Here is an 18,931-nt window from a genome sequence, read left to right on the forward strand (position 1 = left end):
GATTCGAATGGGAAAAGTATACGTTTTTGATCATCCATTGATCCAGCATAAGTTAACATATATTCGTGACGTGAAAACAGGTACGAAGGAATTTCGTGAGCTTGTGGACGAAGTCGCAACATTAATGGCATTTGAAATCACTCGCGACATGCCACTCGAAGATGTAAAAGTGGAAACGCCAGTAACAACTGCAAATGCAAAAATGCTCGCAGGGAAAAAACTTGGAATCGTTCCCATTTTACGTGCAGGAATTGGGATGGTAGATGGAATATTAAAGCTTATTCCAGCTGCAAAAGTTGGCCATATTGGATTATATCGGGATCCTGAAACGCTCCAGCCCGTCGAATACTATGTCAAGCTTCCTGCGGATGTGGAAGAACGTGACTTTATCGTCGTCGATCCAATGCTTGCAACAGGTGGATCAGCAGTAGAGGCAATTAATTCACTTAAAAAGCGTGGCGGTAAAAACATTAAATTTATGTGCTTAATCGCAGCTCCTGAAGGTGTAGACGCTTTACAAGCTGCGCATCCGGATGTGGATATATATATTGCAGCGCTAGACGAAAAGTTAAATGATCACGGCTATATCGTGCCAGGACTTGGTGATGCAGGCGACCGATTATTCGGGACAAAATAAGGTAAGGAAGTGCAATAACTTGATGAAAAAATGGAAAGTCATGACGATTTTCGGTACAAGACCTGAGGCGATTAAAATGGCTCCACTTGTACTCGAACTTCAACAGCATGAAGAAATCGAGTCCATTGTGACGGTCACTGCGCAACATCGTCAAATGCTCGATCAAGTGTTAGAAACATTTGCAATCACTCCTGATTTTGATTTAAACATGATGCGTGATCGTCAAACACTTATTGACGTGACAACGCGTGGTTTAGAAGGACTAGACGCAGTCATGAAAGAAGCAAAACCGGACATTGTACTTGTCCATGGTGATACAACTACAACATTCGTTGCGAGTCTTGCTGCATTTTACAATCAAATTGCCGTTGGGCACGTGGAAGCGGGTCTACGCACGTGGAATAAATATTCCCCGTATCCAGAAGAAATGAATCGTCAATTAACTGGCGTGATGGCGGACCTTCATTTTGCACCAACAGAAGTTTCTGCTGAGAACCTTCGTCGTGAGAACAAACCGGAAGATCGTATTTTCATTACTGGGAACACAGGAATTGACGCCCTAAAAACAACGGTACAAGAAGAGTACACACATCCAGTATTTGAAAAAATGGGATCGGACCGGATGATTCTGATGACCGCGCATCGTCGTGAAAATTTAGGCGAGCCGATGAAAGGTATGTTCCGTGCCATTAAACGATTAACGGAAAAACATGCTGATGTACAAGTTGTGTACCCGGTGCATATGAATCCAGCCGTCCGCGAAGTGGCAAACGAAGTGCTAGGAAATGATCCTCGAATTCATTTAATCGAGCCATTAGAAGTGCTGGACTTCCACAACTTTGCTGCACGCTCTTTCATGATCTTGACGGATTCTGGTGGCATTCAAGAAGAAGCACCTTCTCTTGGAAAACCAGTAATCGTTCTACGCGACACAACAGAACGACCAGAAGGAATCGCTGCTGGAACGCTGAAATTAGCTGGAACGGATGAAGAAACCATCTTTACGCTGGCAAATGAATTACTAACAGATGAAACTGCTTACGCAAAAATGTCGCAAGCTTCCAATCCATATGGAGACGGACAAGCATCTAAACGAATTGTCGAAGCATTAAAGACATTTTTGGAGAAAGAATAATCGAAGAGTCTACATTTCCTATAGGACTGCCAATAAGTCGTGATGACTTGTTGGTTGTCCTTTTTTTATGGACGATTTTTCGATCTTTACGTTATTCGCCAAGGAGTAGGGGAATACAAAGAGGTAAGATATGCCATTTAATTAGCAAAATAGGCTGTTAAGTCAAAAAAATACCATTTAATTTATCGTCATTTGTCGTTCGATGTCGAATATTAGCTTTGTAATGAATTGAAATACCTAATATTAGAAGGGGTTTTCATAAAAATGTTAAATTTTATTGAAAAATGAATCGAATGACTCATTCAATTTATAGTACTTATTATATAATTCATTCAACAACATTCGACAGGAAAGGAGGAAAAATTGATGGAAACGACAATCTGGAATACGAGAGGTGCAGAGCAGTTATTTAACGTTCTACAAGGCACGCTCGTTCGACTAAGGATGCCTATCACGTTAGCGCGGTTAGTGATGAAGAAAGATGGACAGTCAAAGGAAGCTTTCTTGAAGTTAAACGAAACATTGCGACAAGAAGATATTTTATTTCGAGAGGAAAATGAGTCAGATGGATGGTTGCTTATGCCGAGCAGTGGGGAACGTGAACTTGCTGGATTATGCGATCGTTTCAAGAAAATGATGAGTCACACAGAATCGGTCTTTCAACGGTGTGTATTTTTAGAAGTTCACAATGGGGCATTCGAACTTCGACCGTTATTAGAAGAATTACGAAAAGTAGATATTGAAACCGAAATGGCACCTAATTTTTTACAACGGATAGATGGCCCTTGGTCGGAATTTACTAAGCAGATAGTGAAAGTGAGCATCATTGAAGACGACGAGTTGATTCGAGAAGTAATCAGTCGATCTTTGAGCTCGATGGAAGTTCCACGATTTGAAATGGTCATCCAAGAGTTTTCGGACGGACTATCATTTGAACAATCAGATTGGCACTTATCTGCCGATCCCCATATTGTCATCTTGGATGATGTTCTGCCGAAAAAGAATGAAATTGAAATTGTTCATTATTTACGAAACCGCCCGAACAACCGGAAATTTCATCTCTATTTACTAACGAGCCGTGGATCAGAAGAACATACGGTAAATGCATATCGCCTTGGCGTAGATGAAGTAATCCAAAAACCGTTCAACTTACGTCTTTTTGAAGCGCTTCTTTCACGTACAATCGAAAGGTTGTGAGAATAATGTGGCTATCAAGTACATTGCTCGTGAATTTTATTATCGTCCTTCTCGTATTACTTGGGATTTTTAGTTTTTATTTAACAATCCTAAGTATGCTTCAAACTCAATCACGTAAAAAACAACTAGCATACATGGACCGATCAAAATGGAAATGGATGGACTACTTGTATCATGATGGAGACTTTGAAGAAGCAATGATTCCTACTACCCGAGATGAAATGAAAGCTGCTGAAAAGTTACTGGTTAGTTTTTTGAATGCAGTATACGTAGAAGGAACGCAATATAAAATACGGAAATTTGCGAATCAATATATGACGACTTACTATCGACGCATGTTAACGAGCCCTGAGTGGAGTATTCGGATGAATGCGCTCTATAGGGTTTTAGACTTTTATTTAATCGATTTAGCAGAAGAATATATGACATTTTACAAAAAGAAAAAAGTTCGTAATCGAGAAGAAAGCTATTATTTCACGTTAGTACAGTTAATGATTGGTAAAGTCCAGCCCTATCAATTTTTATTAGACGATTCTCGTCATTATACAGAACAACAAATCCGTGCAATCGTGAAGAAATTGTCTGACCGTCAGCTAAAAGACTTGTCCAAACACTATGATTATTTAAATCAACAGACAAAGTTAGCATTTTTTGATGTGTTAGCAGAAACCTATCGTGTTGATTATGAACCTTTTATGGTAGAAAAGTTAGAAACGGAAAAAGATTTTGAAGTCCATTTACGAATTTTAAAGTCCTTTCAAACAATGGGATATGCAAGTTCGTTTGAACCGTTTTTACCATATCTCGCATCTAGTTCCTGGGAGGAACGAATGGTTGCTGCAAAAATTGTTGGTTCATTCCCGGTAGCCTCCACATCATCTTACTTGTTGCCTCTTTTAGAGGATGACAATTGGTGGGTACGCTCTGTCGTGGCTTCCACTTTAGCAACACATAAAAATGGATCGTCAGTCTTAAACGATTTTGCACATCAGACAAAAGATCGCTATGCTGCTGAAATGATTTCTGAACAATTATGGAAGAAGGCGATGGCATGAATACCATTTGGGATGCCTTGTTATTGTTTTTTGGGAAATTTTTAATCTTCTACATGTTAATTGTCATTGGAATTTATACCTTAATGCTTTTATTATCATTCATGAAATTGCGAAAAGAGTATCGACTGGACAAAGAGGAATTAGATGACGACTTTTTAAGTAGCTTTTATTCGAAGCCGGTATCTGTACTTGTTCCAGCATTTAACGAAGAGAAAGGTGTAGTTGATAGCGTTCGTTCCTTATTGAGTTTGAGGTATCCGCAATTCGAGGTCATTGTCATCAATGATGGTTCGACTGACAATACGATGGAGGTGCTCATCGAACAATTTCAACTCGTTCCTATCAATAAAGTCGTACGAAAACAACTCCCGAATGAACAGATTCACGCGGTGTATCAATCGAAAATCCATCAGAATTTATGGTTACTAGATAAAGCAAATGGGGGAAAAGCCGATGCATTAAATGCAGGGATAAATATGTCGAAGTATCCTTACATTTGTTCGATTGACGGGGATTCCATTTTAGAAGAACGATCACTCCTTCGTATTATGAAACCGATTGTCTATTCGGACGGGGATGTAATTGCGGCTGGAGGAAACGTTCGCATTGCGAATGGAATTTTTGTGGAACATGGCACAATGTCAGAAGTTGTGCTTTCCAATTCGTTATTAGTCGTCATGCAAGCAGTCGAATACTTACGCGCTTTCCTGATGGGAAGAATTGCACTAAGTAAATACAATTTAGTACTCATCATCTCAGGAGCGTTCTCCGTTTTTTCGAAAGAATGGGTCATTAAAGCGGGAGGATACTCTAAAAATACAATTGGTGAGGACATGGAATTGGTCGTTCGATTACACCGAGTTCTCGCAGAAGCAAAAGAGAAGAAACGAATTGAATTTGTGCCAGATCCAGTGTGCTGGACAGAAGTTCCTTCCTCCATCTCCGTTCTTCGCAGGCAACGACGGAGATGGCAACAAGGATTAACAGAAAGTCTATGGCGTCACAGAAAAATGACGTTTAATCCGAAATACGGAACCGTTGGAATGATTTCGATGCCGTACTTCTGGTTTGTCGAATTTTTAGGTCCACTGATAGAATTAGCAGGGTATGTCTATCTTCTATTCGCTATTTTCATGGGAGGCGTATATGTCGAAATCGCCGTGTTACTTGCGATTCTACTAATCTTATATGGCACAACCTTCTCCATGGCATCTGTCTTAATGGAAGGATGGAGTGTCAATCGATATCCAAAAATACGTGACATATATAAATTGCTATTAATGGCTTTAACTGAAATCTTCTGGTATCGACCTTTGACGTTATTATGGCGATTTGAGGGGTTCATTCGCACACTCTTTAAGAAAAGGGAGTGGGGGAAAATGGAACGGACAGGATTCAAGAAAAAAGGAATGGTATCGTGAACCGATTTATCTTAGTAGCACTTGTAGTGGCAGGCATATTTGTCCTGCCCTATTTGTTTTGGAAGATGGAACCTCCGCCAAGCATTTCTTTGTCGGATGATACATTGAAAATGCTGGATGAAAATCCTGGCATTTATAAAGGTTTCGCATGGTGGTCCGCTTTTAAAAAGTTGGATTCATCCGAGAGTGAAACGAAATTACGTCTACTTCCGAAGAAACTGACAAAAAAAGAGTGGGATGGCATGATTGCGGCGAGCGATCAAAAGACGCTGTTAATTGCTACTTTCCCTACCCTACAAATACAAGACGAAATTCTTCGGAAAGAAGTAGAAGATTTCGCCAGTGTACATGCTACTGGGTGGGTGGTCAAACAGTATAACGATTTACAAAATTCGGAAGTTGCAGTTGATGGAGCAAAGGGTCCAGGACTTATTTTTATTCATGATCGAAAGAACAAAAAAATAATTATCGAAACGGACGAGCCGCTCATTTTCAAGTGGAATGGTGAGAAAGAGGAGAATACATTTTCTGATTGGATTGATATTACGACCCCATCATCCGATGATCGTGTTACGGCATGGTTCGAAGCTCCGAATGACAAAGGGGTAATGGCTCAAATGACGAAGGAAGGCATCCCGGTTGCGTTTCCAGCGGTCGTTGAAAGTGCGCATCGAAATCAACGATTTGTTTACATGACAGGAGATTTTTCTGAAGTAGAGTCGTTACCAGATATTTACCGGATTAAAGGATTAGCAACAGTCAACTCGTATTTATACGGAAAAAAATCGGATGCATTTTATTGGAAAACGTTTTTCCCTTTACTATCAAGTATTGTTTCAGAGACAGAGAAGTGGACGCCAACAAAAGTTACTCGAAACGAGGAGTTAGCATACCATTCAAGAGTTCAAGGAAATCATTTTGAGATACGCCGAGGCAATGATTGGGAAAAGGTAACGGTTAAAGGTGTCAATATTGGAATGGGGAAAGCTGGATATTTTCCAGGAGAAGCGGCGATAACGGAAGAAGAATATTATTCGTGGTTCGAGCAAATTGAAGAAATGAACGCTAACACTATTCGTGTGTACACTGTCCAGCCCCCTGGTTTTTATCGCGCTCTAAAAAATTTCAACGAAACGCATAAAAAAAAGTTGTATGTGTTTCACGGGATGTGGGTAGAGGAAGAGCTGCTAGAAGAAACGTTAGATGCTTATAATGAAGAGACGATTAAACGTTTTAAAAAGGAATACGAAGATATTATTCAAATCATTCATGGAGATGCAAAAATAGAACCAGTGGTTGGCCATGCATCTGGAATCTATGACGCTGATATTTCTGACTATGTTATTGGATGGATTATGGGAATTGAATGGTACCCGGAGATGGTTATAGGGACAAATGAAAAACATGCCGGAAAAGGAGATTTTGAAGGGACATACATCCAGACGAAAGGGGCAACTCCTTTTGAATACTGGTTGGCTGAACACTTAGAATCGATCACTTCCTTCGAAATTGAACACTACAACGAAATTCGGCCAATTAGTTTTACGAATTGGGTAACGACGGATTTACTTGAACATCCGTCTGAACCATTACTAGAAGAAGATGCAGTCAGTGTAAATCCAAATGTTATCCAACTGAAAAATGATCTACAAAAAGTTGGTCAATTCGCTTCCTATCACGTGTATCCGTACTACCCAGATTTTCTGAATGTCGATAAAACATACGGAGCATATATCGATCAAGACGGAGAAAAAAATAGTTACGCAGGGTATTTGCATGCGTTAAAACAAGCTCACAAAATGCCTATATTAATTGCGGAATTTGGTATACCCGCTTCAAGAGGACAAACACATGTCAATCCATATGGTTGGAATCAAGGATTTATGAGTGAAGAAGCGCAAGGTAATACATTGAAAAAGTTGTATCGAACGATATTAGCAGAAGGATACATGGGCGGGCTCGTATTCAGTTGGCAAGACGAGTGGTTTAAGCGCACTTGGAACACTATGGATTACGATAATCCGGAACGTCGACCGTATTGGGGTAATATACAGACGAACGAACAAAATTTTGGCTTAATGAGTTTTGCCACACTTAAAGTAAAAGTAGACGGACTAGACGAGGATTGGAGTGCGGAGAATACCTTAGAAGAAGAAGGGGATTTGACGCTTTCAGCTACACATGACGAAACGTACCTTTATATTAAAGTAGATGGATTAAAAAAGACACAGACAGCTTCTATCTTGTTTGACACCATTCCGGAGCAAGGCAATACAAAAGCGTCTCTATTACAAAATGTGACGTTTTCAAATGGGATTGATTTTATTGCGCATATGAAAAAAGGTAGTGCTCGTCTTTTAATTGATCCATATTACGATTTTTATCATTATTTATATGGTGTGGAAGAAAAGATGATATCGCCCATTTCCAACGGAACAAAAAACACGGGAGAATTTACAAACATTCATTACGTGTTAAATAAAGAGATGTACTATCCCGAGTTAAAGGAAAAACGATCCTTTGAATTTTACGAAACAGGAAAACTGATGAGGGGGAACGGGGATCCAGAGTCCCCAACGTATAATTCTTTAGCTGACTATGAAATGAAAGACGGAGTGCTAGAACTTCGAATACCATGGTTGTTACTTCAATTTCGTGACCCAAGTCGCAAAGAAGTAATCGGTGATTTAGTTAAAAATGGTGTAGAAAGCTCTAAAGTAATTGACCAGATTGGTATTGGGCTTATGGTGACAGATTCTACTACTAACACATTGCAAGCGATTCCAGCAATATCACGAGGAAAAGTTACTCAACTGCCAACCTATACATGGGACAACTGGGACATCCCAGCTTCTACGGAACGTTTGAAAAAATCCTACTATATTATGCAGAAGACATTCGGGGACGTTCGGTAAACAAACAAAACTAGCAACGGAGAATCGTTTAGCTGACGATTCTCCGTTTACATATGTGGCGCCGATAGAATCGAGTTTTACGCTGATAGAATAGCGTTTTGCGCTTATAGAAAGCCGCACCGCGCTTATAAAAGCGGTATTTGCGCTTATAAAAGGCAAGTTGTATCATGATTTTAATGTCTGTATCATTTATTTGACCTCAATTTGGCGTGTATCACAAATGTGTTCACATTTTCCTCTTTCGCAAAGCTCCAATAACCCACCCGATCCGAACGGGAATGAATAGCCATTCAATTTCTCGGAAAAGATAGGAAAAGAAATTTGTCGACAATATGACAACCGTGTCTAGTTTGTGAAGATTTTGCCCAGAATCAATTGACATCAAATTACCCCTATTGTATGCTAACTAAGGATAAGTTTGATAGGGCTTTCATTTTGTACAAGTCTTAAAAATCCTATCTACATCAACCTTTCTAAAGACAAAGCTACATTAACATCGACCGCCTAAGGCATGAGTCGGCGTTATATTTTTTTGTCTTCATTTCCCCTCGTAATCTCTGGATGCCTACTTACATAGTAGACAGGATTAAATACATGACCAAATCAACCGAATCTTGAAAGAGAGGTGAATGTACGTGAATCATGGAAGTCCTGCGGTTGAACTGTTGAACACTGGAATCTATTTCAACCTTTCAAACGTATTGATGCTTATCGTGACGGCAACTATTGTTTTTCTAATTGCTTTCTTAGGTACTAGAAAACTCAGCATGAAGCCCACTGGTATGCAAAACTTTATGGAGTGGTTAATGGACTTCGTAAAAGGAATTATCAAAAGCAACATGGACTGGAAAACAGGTGGCCGCTTTCACATTTTAGGGCTTACGTTGATTATGTTCATCTTTGTTGCAAACATGCTAGGTCTACCTTTTAACATTATTTATAAAGGTGATTTATGGTGGAAATCCCCTACAGCGGATCCTATCGTAACGATGACTTTAGCAGTAATGGTCGTGGCGCTTACGCATTTCTATGCGATTAAGATTAAAGGTTTATCCGAATACGGAAAAGACTTCTTAAAACCACTTCCGTTCTTAGTACCACTGAAGCTAGTTGAAGAGTTTGCAAATACTCTAACACTCGGTCTTCGTCTTTACGGGAACATTTACGCTGGGGAAGTACTACTAGGATTACTAGCTGGTATGGGTTCAGCAGGAGCACTTGGATTTGTTGGGGCAATTGTGCCAACACTCGCATGGCAAGGGTTCTCTATTTTCGTCGGAACGATCCAATCGTTCATATTTGTCATTTTAACGATGGTTTATATGTCTCACAAAGTGAGTTCTGACCATTAATAATACACTGTTCAACTTGAGTAGTGAAAAAAACAACATTCCTGAGGAGGATATTACACAATGGTAGGTTCAATTGGTATTTTAGCAGCAGCTATCGCAATCGGTCTAGGTGCACTAGGCGCAGGTATTGGTAACGGATTAATCGTTTCAAAAACAATCGAAGGTATGGCACGTCAACCAGAAGCTCGTGGTATGTTACAAACAACAATGTACATCGGGGTTGCATTGGTTGAGGCACTTCCAATCATCGCAGTAGTTATCGCGTTCATCGTTCTTAACCGATAATTTTTTGCACCTGACTATAAAATGGCGGAGAGATTCGTGTATCTTTCTTCGCCATTCTCTTATTGTTCGATTCAAATTAATTACTGGATGCTCTTGAAGGGAGTGAAACAATCGTGTTATTAGATTACCTCGTACTTGGTGCAGCGGAAGGCGAACACGCACCTGAAGTGTTGAATTTCGGCGACATCTTAGTCACGTTGGTAGTTTTCATCGTCCTCATGTTCTTATTGAAGAAATTCGCATGGGGCCCATTGATGGGAATTATGAAACAACGTGAAGATTTAATCGCGAGTGAAATCGAAGCAGCTGAACTTAGCCGCCAAGAATCACATAATTTACTAGAAGAGCAACGTGCTCTTTTAAAAGAATCTCGTACTGAAGCACAAGCGATTGTGGAAAATGCGAGAAAGCAAGGCGATGTGCAACGTGAAGAAATCATCACTGCAGCACGTACGGAAGCAGCTCGTTTAAAAGAGTCTGCTGTTCGTGAAATCGAAACAGAAAAAGAAAAAGCGATCGCAGCAGTTCGTTCAGAAGTTGTATCGTTATCATTACTTGCTGCTTCGAAAGTATTGGAAAAAGAAGTATCTGAAGAAGATAATCGTGCCTTGATCGAAGAGACGATTGCGAAGGCAGGCGAGGGACGTTGAGTAAATCTCAAGCAGCGAAACGCTATGCATTAGCCCTTTTTCAATTAGCGCAAGAAAAAAATCAACTTGCTTTTATCGAAGAAGATCTTCGTGAAGTAAAAGTTGTTTTCCAAGAAAACCCGGAACTATTGAATGTGTTTCATTCTCCAAAGTTTTCATTGGACAAGAAAAAGCAAATCCTTTCGGAATTATTTGCAAATGCAAATCCTTTCGTATTGAATACATTAAAAGTGTTAGTCGACGCTCGTCGTATCGGTGAAACGGTAGAAGTGGCGAACGAATTCGCAACACTATCGAACGACTTCCAAGGCATTGCGGATGCAAAAGTATACTCAACTCGTCCTTTAACAGACGAAGAGCGTGCTTCTATCTCCACAGCGTTTGCAAAACAAGTTGGAAAACAAGCACTTCGTATTGAAAATGAAATCGATCCATCTCTAATTGGCGGTATCCGCTTACAAATTGGTGGACGTATCTTTGATAGCAGTATCAGTGCTAAACTCGACCGCTTAAAGAAAGAACTTATCGGTTAATATTACGAATTTGAGAGGTGACATACATGAGCATCAAAGCTGAAGAAATCAGTGCCCTGATTAAACAGCAGATTGAAGGATATCAATCTGAGATGAAAGTGGACGATGTTGGTACGGTTATCCAAATTGGTGACGGTATCGCTCGTGCTCATGGTCTAGACAACGTCATGGCTGGGGAGTTATTAGAATTCTCTACTGGTGTTATGGGTATGGCGCAAAACCTAGAAGCTAACAACGTAGGTATCGTTATTCTAGGACCATACGCTGACATTAAAGAAGGCGATGAAGTACGTCGTACAGGCCGTATTATGGAAGTACCAGTAGGACAAGAACTAATTGGTCGTGTTGTTAACCCACTAGGTCAACCAGTGGATGGACTTGGTCCGATCAACACAACGAAATCTCGTCCAATCGAAAGCCCAGCACAAGGTGTTATGGCTCGTAAATCAGTTCATGAGCCACTTCAAACTGGTATCAAAGCGATTGACGCTTTAGTGCCAATCGGTCGTGGACAACGTGAGTTAATCATCGGAGACCGTCAAACAGGGAAAACATCGGTAGCAATCGATACAATCCTTAACCAAGCGGATCAAAACATGATTTGTATCTACGTGGCAATTGGCCAAAAAGAGTCAACGGTTCGTAACGTAGTAGAAACTTTACGTAAAAACGGTGCACTTGATTACACAATCGTTGTAACGGCATCTGCTTCTCAACCAGCTCCACTTCTCTTCTTAGCTCCTTACACAGGTGTTACGATGGCAGAAGAGTTCATGTTTGATGGCAAGCACGTACTAGTTGTGTATGATGATTTATCAAAACAAGCTGCGGCTTACCGTGAGCTTTCCCTTCTATTAAAACGTCCTCCAGGCCGTGAAGCATACCCAGGGGATGTATTCTACTTGCACAGCCGTTTGTTAGAGCGTGCTGCTAAGTTGAATGAAACACTTGGAGCAGGTTCAATCACTGCATTACCATTCGTTGAAACACAAGCTGGAGATATCTCTGCTTACATTCCAACAAACGTAATCTCTATCACGGATGGACAAATCTTCTTACAATCAGACTTGTTCTTCTCAGGTGTACGTCCAGCGATCAACGCCGGTCTATCTGTATCCCGTGTAGGTGGTTCTGCACAAATTAAAGCAATGAAAAAAGTTGCTGGTACATTACGTCTAGACCTTGCATCGTTCCGTGAGTTAGAAGCATTCGCTCAGTTCGGTTCAGATCTTGATAAAGCAACACAAGCGAAATTAAATCGTGGTGCACGTACAGTTGAAGTATTGAAACAAGACTTGAACAAACCGATTAAGGTGGAAAAACAAGTTGTCATTCTTTACGCATTAACTCGTGGTCACTTAGATGATATTCCAGTTCAAGACATCGTTCGTTTCGAAAACGAATTGTACAGCTGGTTAGATTCAAACCACACAAACGTTTTGGATCACATCCGTACAACAAAAGATCTTCCATCTGATGAAGATTTAGTTGCAGCTCTTGATGCATTCAAGAAAACTTTTGCAAAATCAGAGTAATTTACGCCTGTGAATAAAAAACGATAAGGTGGTGAAATACCAGTGGCATCATTACGCGACATTCAAAATCGTATCCAGTCAACAAAGAAAACAAGCCAAATTACAAAAGCGATGCAAATGGTTTCTGCTTCTAAATTAAACCGTGCCGAGTTGAACGCGAAATCGTTCGTACCTTATATGGGGAAAATTCAAGAAGTAGTTGGAGCCATTGCTAGTGGATCATCGGATTCTCGTCATCCTATGCTAACGTCAAGACCTGTTGCTAAGACAGCATACCTTGTCATTTCATCGGACCGTGGACTTGCGGGTGCATACAACAGTAACGTGTTACGTGCTGTAACAAATGCAATTCGTGAACGTCATACATCCAACGATCAATTTGTGGTTTTCGCTATTGGACGTGTTGCTCGTGACTTCTTTACGAAGCGCGGATACCCAGTAATTGAAAGTGTTGTCGGTTTACCGGACCAACCATCATTTGCTGACATTAAAGGAATCGCTCATAAAGCTGTTGGTATGTTCACAGAGGGTATGTATGATGAACTTTATATGTACTACAACCATTTCGTAAGTGCCATTCAACAAGATGTTACCGAGAAAAAAGTGCTTCCATTAACGGATATCGCACCAACTGGCGCTACTGCTTCGTATGAATTCGAACCATCTTCGGATGCGATTTTAGAAGTATTGCTTCCACAATACGCAGAAAGCCTAATTTTCGGAGCTCTATTGGATGGAAAAGCGAGTGAACATGCTGCACGTATGACAGCAATGAAGAGTGCAACCGATAACGCAAGTGAACTAATTAGTTCCTTAACATTACAATTTAACCGAGCTCGCCAAGCAGCGATTACGCAAGAAATTACCGAAATCGTCGGCGGTGTAGCAGCATTAGAATAAGTAAGACAGGAGGGAATAGCATGAACAAAGGACATGTACTTCAAGTAATGGGTCCAGTTGTTGACGTTAAGTTCAGCAATGGCCAATTACCGGATATTTATAATGCCTTAACAGTGGCAATTAACCGTCCTGGTCAAGAACCTACTTCATTAACGCTAGAAGTAGCTCTTCACCTTGGAGATGATTCAGTTCGTACAATCGCGATGTCATCTACAGATGGTTTAAAACGTGGGGAAGAAGTAACGGATACTGGCGCAGCGATTACAGTTCCAGTTGGTGACGTAACTTTAGGACGTGTATTTAACGTTCTTGGTGAAGTAATCGACTTAGGAGAAGAAATCCCTAGCGACAAACGTCGTGACCCAATCCACCGTCAAGCTCCTACTTTCGAAAACCTTTCAACGGAAGTTGAAATTTTAGAAACAGGAATCAAAGTTGTAGACTTATTAGCACCATATATCAAAGGTGGTAAAATCGGTCTCTTCGGTGGTGCCGGAGTAGGTAAAACAGTATTAATCCAAGAATTGATCAACAACATCGCACAAGAACACGGTGGTATCTCCGTATTCGCAGGTGTTGGTGAGCGTACTCGTGAAGGGAATGACTTATTCCACGAAATGAGTGATTCTGGTGTTATTAGCAAAACAGCGATGGTATTCGGTCAAATGAACGAGCCTCCTGGTGCGCGTATGCGTGTTGCTTTAACAGGATTAACAATGGCGGAATATTTCCGTGATGAGCAAGGTGCAGACGTACTATTGTTCGTCGATAACATTTTCCGTTTCACACAAGCAGGTTCTGAGGTATCGGCTCTACTTGGTCGTATGCCATCTGCCGTTGGTTACCAACCAACACTTGCCACTGAAATGGGTCAATTGCAAGAGCGTATCACGTCTACAAACGTTGGTTCTGTAACATCGATCCAAGCGATCTATGTTCCTGCCGATGACTATACGGATCCAGCTCCTGCTACAACTTTCGCTCACTTAGATGCAACTACTAACTTAGAGCGTAAACTTTCTGAAATGGGTATTTACCCAGCGGTAGATCCACTAGCATCTACATCTCGTGCATTAACTCCAGAGATCGTTGGAGAAGAGCACTACGGTGTAGCTCGTCAAGTTCAATCTACTTTACAACGTTACCGTGAATTACAAGATATCATCGCGATCCTAGGGATGGACGAGTTATCTGATGAAGATAAAATGACTGTATCACGTGCACGTCGTATTCAGTTCTACTTATCTCAAAACTTCCACGTTGCGGAACAATTTACAGGTCAAAAAGGTTCATACGTTCCTGTTAAGGAAACAGTTCAAGGATTCAAACAAATCCTTGAAGGCAAATATGACCACCTTCCTGAAGATGCTTTCCGTCTAGTTGGTCGCATTGAAGAAGTAGTAGAAAAAGCAAAAAGCATGGGTGTAGAAGTCTAAAACTAGGGACCAGGAGGGGAAAAAATGAAGACCGTTAAAGTCAATATTGTCACTCCCGACGGCCCGGTATACGATTCTGAAGTCCAAATGATCATTGCCAAAACGGCAGCTGGTGAAATTGGTGTGTTAGCTGGACATATTCCTATGGTTGCTCCACTTGAAGTGGGTGCAATTCGTTTGAAAAAAGAAGGAAATGTACAAGATATCGTTGCTGTAAGTGGCGGTTTCATCGAAGTACGTCCTGAACAGGTAACCATTCTTGCGCAATCTGCTGAAATTTCTTCAGCTATTGACGTAGCACGTGCAAAAGAAGCAGTGAAACGTGCGGAGGAACGATTAAACGCATCGAAAGCGGATGACATCGATTTCAAACGTGCGGAACTATCATTGAAACGTGCGATGAATCGTATCAACGTTTATGAGGGTAACATCTAATTATTCAACGGGCAGAAAGCATGCGCTTTCTGCCTGTTTTTATGTATTTTTCTACAGAGTGAATCACATAAAGGTAGTATCGAAACTTAGATTGTCGTATTTTCGGGAAGTTTTATTCTTTTATGTAAGGAATTAGACATACGTTATGTGCGATTTTCGGGGAAATGGTGCGATTCATCAAAATGATGTGCGATTCGTGACAAATAGAAGGTAATTGTAAGTGAACTTTATCAATTTACTAGTCTATTGTTTTTGCGTTTGTGAAAACGTTCCGCAGTTACTTCAAGAAACGATGTTCGAGACGTCGACAATCATTCGACTAAAAGGGTAGTAAAAAATTTAGATGAGGTGATCGTGACATGGATTATTTCGGTCAACAAGCGATTTTATCGATTCTTTCTCACGCATTTTTCATTGGCATTACTTTTTATGCGCTGCAAGCAGTTATGTTAGATAAAATCGTTAAAAAGAATCATGTGTTTCAAGTGCAAATCCTATATATTTTGTTAAGTGTGGCAATTGGTGTGACGGTTTCGAACTTCTTCCTCACATTGTCGACTTACTCAAGACAACTCCTCTATTTATTCCAATAAAAAATGTGTCGATTTTTCTGGAAAGCGAATCAGAATCCTTTCCAGAAAAATCGACATATTTATTGCCTGGGAAATAATTCGACATGTATGTTTAGTGGTCTTACTTCTAGGGAACAAAATAGAGTAACTAGTTCAGACATCGGAAGAAATACGGTTAGGAACCGACACAAAAAACATGCGACTAACGTATCATATAGCGAAGTAAATTTTTCATGAATTCGTCATAAAATGATTGAATGGTTACTTGTTTCCATGAGAAGAAACTTGATATAGTTGAAATGTTTATTTCCTAATTACTGACATCATACAAGTTAGAACTTGTATTTATAAAAAAGAGAAATCATTACGAAGCTGGAGGGTCAATTGGTGGATAAGATTATTGTAAAAGGCGGCCATAAGTTAACAGGGAAAGTAAAAGTAGAGGGTGCGAAAAATGCAGTGTTACCAGTATTAGCTGCAGCACTTTTAGCATCAGAAGGTAAGAATGTGATTCGTGACGTGCCAACTTTGGCAGACGTTTCAACAATCAATGAAGTATTAAGAAGTTTACACGCAGATGTTCAATATTACCCGAAACAAAACGAAGTAATTATTGATTCATCGATGGAACTTTCTTCAGAGGCACAATTCGAATATGTACGTAAAATGCGTGCATCCATCCTAGTGATGGGACCATTGCTTGCTCGTAATGGATTTGCTCGTGTGGCACTTCCAGGCGGATGTGCGATTGGATCACGTCCGATCGATCAGCATTTAAAAGGATTTGAAGCAATGGGTGCTGAAATCTCATTCGGTCACGGGTATGTAGAAGCGAATGTAAATGGTCGTTTACGCGGTGCGAAAATCTATTTAGATTTTCCTAGTGTTGGAGCGACAGAGAACATTATGACAGCAGCAGCGCTTGCTGATGGTGTTACTATTATTGAAAACGCAGCGAAAGAACCGGAAATTGTCGACTTAGCAAATTTCATCAATGAAATGGGCGGTCACATCGTTGGTGCTGGTACAGATACAATCCGTATTGAAGGAGTAGCTACTCTTTCTGGAACGGTTCATCACATCATTCCAGATCGTATTGAAGCTGGTACGTTCATGGTAGCAGCAGCAATTACACAAGGTGATGTAACGATTACTAACGCCGTGCCAGAACATATGGCAGCCGTTATTTCTAAATTAGAGGAAATGGGCGTGATGATTTCGGAAACAGAAGAAGGTCTTCGTATCCAAGGAATCAAACCAATTCGCTCAATCGATATTAAAACAATGCCTCACCCAGGGTTCCCAACAGATATGCAATCTCAAATGATGGCATTAATGTTAACAGCTACTGGTACAGGTGTTTTAACAGAAACAGTATTTGAAAACCGCTTTATGCACGTGGAAGAATTCCGCCGCATGAACGGAAACGTAAAAATTGAAGGTCGTTCTGTTATTATGAACGGTCCATCTAACTTACAAGGTGCAGAAGTTGCCGCAACGGACTTACGTGCAGCAGCAGCATTAATCTTAGCTGGTCTTGCTTCTGAAGGCGTTACTCGCGTCACGGAGTTATACCACTTAGATCGTGGATATGTCGACTTCCATTTAAAGCTTGCAGCATTAGGAGCAGACATCGAACGTGTATCAACAGAATCTTCAGATGAGAAAGTCATGCAAACGGTCTAATACCTACTATCATACTATCCATCACACCGCTCTCTTATACATAAGAGGGCGGTTTTATTTTTGTGCTTTTTCCTATTTAAATGAAAAATCGTTTACTACGAGGTATGACTCCATTTACCAAGTGGTTATCCACTTTCAGCTCTTCTAAATAAAAGCTCCATTTTTATCAACGCTAATAAAAATGAAATTTTCGTCAGCAATGACTATCTTGCCCTTCCGAGTCATATCTTTTCTTATGAAAATTTCTCAGTGGAAGTACCCCATATTAGTTTCAACCTTATGTGCAAGTTTATATGCGATTCCCTATATGTTAGACAATCCCACTTCTGAGCCAGAATACGAGGGAACTGGAAACGAGGAGACAAGTTGTCCAATTTCGATCCGTGTCGATGGTATTACACGACCCGTGCCACTCGAGGAGTACGTAGCGCGTGTTGTGATGGGAGAGATGCCGGTTTCATTCCCAAAAGAAGCACTGAAAGCACAAGCGGTGGCCGCCAGGACGTTTGCGCTACGAACAACAAATTTTGGCGAAAAATCGATTAAGCCAACGGTGGAGGATCAAGTGTTTTCGGCGGAGAAGGATGTTCCGAAAGTGGTTTTACAAGCTGTAAACGAGACAAACGGTAAGGTGTTGACGTACGCCGATGAACTGATTACGGCAATGTTTTTTTCCACATCGAACGGCAAGACGGAGAGTGCGGCAGCTTTTAGTGGATACGAGATTCCGTATTTGCAGGTGAGGGACAGTAAAGAAGATGAGGAGTCTCCAAAGTTTTCAGCGAAAAAAACGTTTACGCTGGATGAGTGGAATGCATTGTTTGGTATTCCGTGGAATGAAGCACAAATTAAAGCTATTGATCTTGTTCGAAATTCGTCTGGCCGAGTGGAAACGATGAAAGCGAACCAACAGGAATGGAATGGCAGAAAAATTCGAGAATTATTAGGATTGCCGTCAACGGATTTTCAGATTTCACTGAAGGATGAAACGATTGTTGTCACGACTAAAGGATATGGACACGGTGTAGGGATGAGTCAGTATGGTGCTCGAGGTTTGGCGTTGAAAGGAAAGAGTTACGAAGATATTGTATCGTATTATTATCCACACACGACATTACAAAATTTTCAAGGAGTCGCTCCAGCATGTTTAAAAGATTCATTACCCGACAACACTAGCAAGTAGAGGT

General features: G+C 40.6%; 17 protein-coding genes. All 17 read left to right on the top strand.

The window, feature by feature from the left end; genetic code table 11:
- Nucleotides 1-7 precede the first annotated feature (7 nt).
- The 17 genes from upp (at nt 8) to spoIID (ending at nt 18,927) form a co-directional block, all read left to right on the top strand.
- The gene (gene upp / locus D3873_RS02670) at nt 8-637 is read left to right on the top strand and encodes a uracil phosphoribosyltransferase (protein ID WP_119882570.1); all 630 of its coding nucleotides are present in this window, start codon (nt 8-10) and stop codon (nt 635-637) included.
- A 19-nt stretch (nt 638-656) separates the two neighbouring features.
- Nucleotides 657-1,772, top strand: a complete 1,116-nt coding sequence (gene wecB / locus D3873_RS02675; RefSeq protein ID WP_119882571.1) for a non-hydrolyzing UDP-N-acetylglucosamine 2-epimerase — start codon at nt 657-659, stop codon at nt 1,770-1,772.
- A gap of 366 nt (nt 1,773-2,138) precedes the next feature.
- Nucleotides 2,139-2,969, top strand: coding sequence for a response regulator (locus D3873_RS02680; protein WP_119882572.1), 831 nt, complete (start codon nt 2,139-2,141; stop codon nt 2,967-2,969).
- A gap of 5 nt (nt 2,970-2,974) precedes the next feature.
- On the top strand, nt 2,975-4,024 hold the full coding sequence (locus D3873_RS02685; RefSeq protein ID WP_119882573.1) for a HEAT repeat domain-containing protein: 1,050 nt from the start codon (nt 2,975-2,977) through the stop codon (nt 4,022-4,024).
- The gene (locus D3873_RS02690; protein WP_119882574.1) at nt 4,021-5,445 is read left to right on the top strand and encodes a glycosyltransferase family 2 protein; all 1,425 of its coding nucleotides are present in this window, start codon (nt 4,021-4,023) and stop codon (nt 5,443-5,445) included. The genes D3873_RS02685 and D3873_RS02690 overlap by 4 nt, the downstream gene beginning before the upstream one ends.
- Nucleotides 5,442-8,360, top strand: coding sequence for a glycoside hydrolase family 113 protein (locus D3873_RS02695; protein ID WP_119882575.1), 2,919 nt, complete (start codon nt 5,442-5,444; stop codon nt 8,358-8,360). Before D3873_RS02690 ends, D3873_RS02695 begins: the two co-directional genes overlap by 4 nt.
- 635 nt (nt 8,361-8,995) lie before the next feature.
- Nucleotides 8,996-9,712, top strand: a complete 717-nt coding sequence (atpB, locus tag D3873_RS02700; protein WP_119884458.1) for a F0F1 ATP synthase subunit A — start codon at nt 8,996-8,998, stop codon at nt 9,710-9,712.
- Nucleotides 9,713-9,772: 60 nt separating this feature from the next.
- Entirely contained in the window at nt 9,773-9,997 is a 225-nt protein-coding gene (gene atpE, locus D3873_RS02705) for a F0F1 ATP synthase subunit C (RefSeq protein ID WP_119882576.1), read from the top strand.
- A 113-nt stretch (nt 9,998-10,110) separates the two neighbouring features.
- Complete coding sequence (gene atpF, locus D3873_RS02710; protein ID WP_119882577.1) at nt 10,111-10,647, top strand: F0F1 ATP synthase subunit B; 537 nt, start codon at nt 10,111-10,113, stop codon at nt 10,645-10,647.
- Nucleotides 10,644-11,180, top strand: a complete 537-nt coding sequence (locus D3873_RS02715; RefSeq protein WP_119882578.1) for a F0F1 ATP synthase subunit delta — start codon at nt 10,644-10,646, stop codon at nt 11,178-11,180. The genes atpF and D3873_RS02715 overlap by 4 nt, the downstream gene beginning before the upstream one ends.
- 26 nt (nt 11,181-11,206) lie before the next feature.
- Nucleotides 11,207-12,715: a F0F1 ATP synthase subunit alpha gene (atpA, locus tag D3873_RS02720; RefSeq protein WP_119882579.1), complete on the top strand. Its 1,509-nt coding sequence runs from the start codon at nt 11,207-11,209 to the stop codon at nt 12,713-12,715.
- 42 nt (nt 12,716-12,757) lie between these two features.
- Nucleotides 12,758-13,615, top strand: coding sequence for an ATP synthase F1 subunit gamma (gene atpG, locus D3873_RS02725; RefSeq protein ID WP_119882580.1), 858 nt, complete (start codon nt 12,758-12,760; stop codon nt 13,613-13,615).
- A gap of 20 nt (nt 13,616-13,635) precedes the next feature.
- Nucleotides 13,636-15,051, top strand: a complete 1,416-nt coding sequence (gene atpD, locus D3873_RS02730; RefSeq protein WP_119882581.1) for a F0F1 ATP synthase subunit beta — start codon at nt 13,636-13,638, stop codon at nt 15,049-15,051.
- A 24-nt stretch (nt 15,052-15,075) separates the two neighbouring features.
- A complete protein-coding gene (locus D3873_RS02735; RefSeq protein WP_119882582.1) occupies nt 15,076-15,486 on the top strand; it encodes a F0F1 ATP synthase subunit epsilon in 411 nt (136 codons plus the stop codon).
- A gap of 359 nt (nt 15,487-15,845) precedes the next feature.
- Nucleotides 15,846-16,079, top strand: coding sequence for a DUF1146 family protein (locus tag D3873_RS02740; protein WP_119882583.1), 234 nt, complete (start codon nt 15,846-15,848; stop codon nt 16,077-16,079).
- 366 nt (nt 16,080-16,445) lie between these two features.
- A complete protein-coding gene (murA, locus tag D3873_RS02745) occupies nt 16,446-17,744 on the top strand; it encodes a UDP-N-acetylglucosamine 1-carboxyvinyltransferase (protein ID WP_119882584.1) in 1,299 nt (432 codons plus the stop codon).
- Between the two features lie 307 nt (nt 17,745-18,051).
- The gene (gene spoIID / locus D3873_RS02750; RefSeq protein ID WP_238473813.1) at nt 18,052-18,927 is read left to right on the top strand and encodes a stage II sporulation protein D; all 876 of its coding nucleotides are present in this window, start codon (nt 18,052-18,054) and stop codon (nt 18,925-18,927) included.
- Nucleotides 18,928-18,931: the final 4 nt, after the last annotated feature.

The organism is Paenisporosarcina cavernae (assembly GCF_003595195.1).
Lineage (GTDB): Bacteria > Bacillota > Bacilli > Bacillales_A > Planococcaceae > Paenisporosarcina > Paenisporosarcina cavernae.

What these genes read in the sequence shown, in the direction of transcription:
- upp (WP_119882570.1), top strand. Translation starts at nt 8, where the DNA reads ATGGGAAAAGTATACGTTTTTGATCATCCATTGATCCAGCATAAGTTA.
- D3873_RS02680 (WP_119882572.1), top strand. Translation starts at nt 2,139, where the DNA reads ATGGAAACGACAATCTGGAATACGAGAGGTGCAGAGCAGTTATTTAAC.
- D3873_RS02685 (WP_119882573.1), top strand. Translation starts at nt 2,975, where the DNA reads ATGTGGCTATCAAGTACATTGCTCGTGAATTTTATTATCGTCCTTCTC.
- D3873_RS02690 (WP_119882574.1), top strand. Translation starts at nt 4,021, where the DNA reads ATGAATACCATTTGGGATGCCTTGTTATTGTTTTTTGGGAAATTTTTA.
- atpE (WP_119882576.1), top strand. Translation starts at nt 9,773, where the DNA reads ATGGTAGGTTCAATTGGTATTTTAGCAGCAGCTATCGCAATCGGTCTA.
- atpA (WP_119882579.1), top strand. Translation starts at nt 11,207, where the DNA reads ATGAGCATCAAAGCTGAAGAAATCAGTGCCCTGATTAAACAGCAGATT.
- atpD (WP_119882581.1), top strand. Translation starts at nt 13,636, where the DNA reads ATGAACAAAGGACATGTACTTCAAGTAATGGGTCCAGTTGTTGACGTT.
- D3873_RS02735 (WP_119882582.1), top strand. Translation starts at nt 15,076, where the DNA reads ATGAAGACCGTTAAAGTCAATATTGTCACTCCCGACGGCCCGGTATAC.
- D3873_RS02740 (WP_119882583.1), top strand. Translation starts at nt 15,846, where the DNA reads ATGGATTATTTCGGTCAACAAGCGATTTTATCGATTCTTTCTCACGCA.
- spoIID (WP_238473813.1), top strand. Translation starts at nt 18,052, where the DNA reads ATGTTAGACAATCCCACTTCTGAGCCAGAATACGAGGGAACTGGAAAC.